Source organism: Shewanella ulleungensis, from assembly GCF_014648315.1.
Classification (GTDB): domain Bacteria; phylum Pseudomonadota; class Gammaproteobacteria; order Enterobacterales; family Shewanellaceae; genus Shewanella; species Shewanella ulleungensis.
On the sequence record NZ_BMQW01000028.1, the window covers coordinates 1 to 1,933 of the forward strand.

A 1,933-nucleotide genomic window follows, 5' to 3' on the forward strand; every position below is an offset into this window, starting at 1 on the left:
CTCTGACAGGGTTTAAATCGACATAAGCCATACAGGCTAAAACTGCGGCTTCATCAAGCAAAGCCTGAGATTTAAACCTGCCTTCCCAGAATCTTCCGGTACATTTATCTTCTTTGTTGGCCATTCTGGCTATAGGCTCACTGAGTGAGCGCATAAACCAACTGATATCAATTAAGCGTTTACGGTATTCAGTAATGCATTCATTAACCGTTTGAAGCTCAAACTGGTTAAGGTCTTCTTCTTTTAGGTATTTGTGCGTAAGCAACGTGCCCTTAAAACCTTTGTGCCATTGAATGAGCACTTCTTTATCTGACCACTGTTTTACTTTGTCAGCATCAACCTTTAACACCACATGTAAGTGATTACTCATCACGGCATAAGCACAGATATCAATGGCAAAGATGGTCGCTAACTCAAGAATGCGTGAATCAACCCACTCGCGCCGATGCTCAAAGTTCTCACCTGTTGAGTTATCTATTCCACAAAGAAATGCCTTACGCACCACACGCGAACAACAGTGATAGTAAGGCGTATCTTCTAAACTAACGATTGTCTGTCTTGGTCTAGCCATCTTTAATTACCGTTTGGAAAGGGTAAATAAAGCGTAGTTGAGCGCTCAATATTCAGCCAATAATCTTGGGTGTCTTAATTACGTCTTTCTCCTTATGTTATTTCCTGCAGTCAAATATTTTTTCACCTTTATATTCAAGCTTAAAGCCATCCAGAATGTACCACCTCTGCTTGGCGATTCCACAAGTTTTAGCATTTACAGCTCCAACCTCAAATCCTGGCTTACTAAAAAGATCTTTAGATGAATTGGCGTATTTCAGACGATATACTTCGAACTGCTCATTAACCATCCCACCACAATAAAGTAACCCCATGTAATCAGAGCTCCTTTCCGTAAAGTCGCCCACATCTCCACGGGAAAAGAAAACATCAATTAAATTGGAGTCGGCATAAGCCACATAAACCCTATTAGCTTGCTCAATTACATTCCCATCGCCATGTGATTTATAAGCGTCAATACAACTGATTATATATTTTTCATAACTATCATTGACAAACTCAGTCTTTCCACTCTTACAACTAGACAGTAATAGAACAATTACGCATAAGGCGCTGCTTAACTTTCTCATTGTAATACCTTATTCGCTTTCGTTCCGGCAAAGTGATGGAAACATGTGGCAGCAGTACAGCTTCCAATAAAAACTTTACTGCCAATCTGTGAGCCCAAATACATCGTTACATTTTTATTGAGAGAATGATTCAACCAACCTACATCTCCCCCACCACCTGTTGCAGCGGTATATTTATTTGAAAACATGTCATATTCATTTGGATGGGTGTGATAGCCATCATAACCATAAGCTAGGTTAACGGATACTGCATCACCAAGTTGAGGGGTTGTATAACGATAACCAAGTCTATCATGAATAATACTGCCACCAATTTCAATATTAAAGTCTTTGGATATAGGAGATACAAGATTCAAAATCTCTTTAGCTGCTTCATCAGCAGTATCAAAATATTTCATTGTATTTATTTTTTTGTCTGCTTTTAATTTAGCTAAAAAAAACAAAGCCACCCATTTCTTGAACAAATAACATAACTCGTTTTCATGGCTTTGGCGAGGGTTAGGATCGATGTGATCAACTCATCAATTTTTATCGATATGGCTAAAATATTATCGTTAAATTAGTGTTTTATGGTCATCTAAGAAATTTAGCACAGCAGAAAAACTTGATAACCATCAAGTGTTAAAAGAATTGTAATTTGATTGGGGATGATGACTTAAGCGCACAGCCAGCGCTGACAATTTGCCGCGCCTTGTCGCCGTTTTCGGTCTAAATGCTCACAATATTCGGTTAATGCGGGTAATGCTCCGACAGCACCTTTAAATAATGTACCAAATTCAGTGGTGATTTTAAGC

The 1,933-nt window shown here is 38.6% G+C and carries 3 protein-coding genes and 1 pseudogene; all 4 read right to left on the bottom strand.

The features are described 5' to 3' along the window. The coding region (locus IEY40_RS20040) for a transposase (RefSeq protein ID WP_308424507.1) at window positions 1–571 on the bottom strand (571 nt) is incomplete at its 3' end. Between the two features lie 97 nt (window positions 572–668). Beyond that, a complete protein-coding gene (locus IEY40_RS20045; protein ID WP_188959348.1) occupies window positions 669–1,139 on the bottom strand; it encodes a hypothetical protein in 471 nt (156 codons plus the stop codon). Then, a complete protein-coding gene (locus tag IEY40_RS20050) occupies window positions 1,136–1,603 on the bottom strand; it encodes a hypothetical protein (protein ID WP_188959350.1) in 468 nt (155 codons plus the stop codon). Before IEY40_RS20050 ends, IEY40_RS20045 begins: the two co-directional genes overlap by 4 nt. Before the next feature lie 191 nt (window positions 1,604–1,794). Then, window positions 1,795–1,933 (bottom strand): annotated as a pseudogene (locus IEY40_RS20055) (transposase); the annotation flags it as partial.

Bases quoted from the DNA above. Each gene is read 5' to 3' on its own strand.
- IEY40_RS20045 (WP_188959348.1), bottom strand. From the start codon at position 1,139: ATGAGAAAGTTAAGCAGCGCCTTATGCGTAATTGTTCTATTACTGTCT.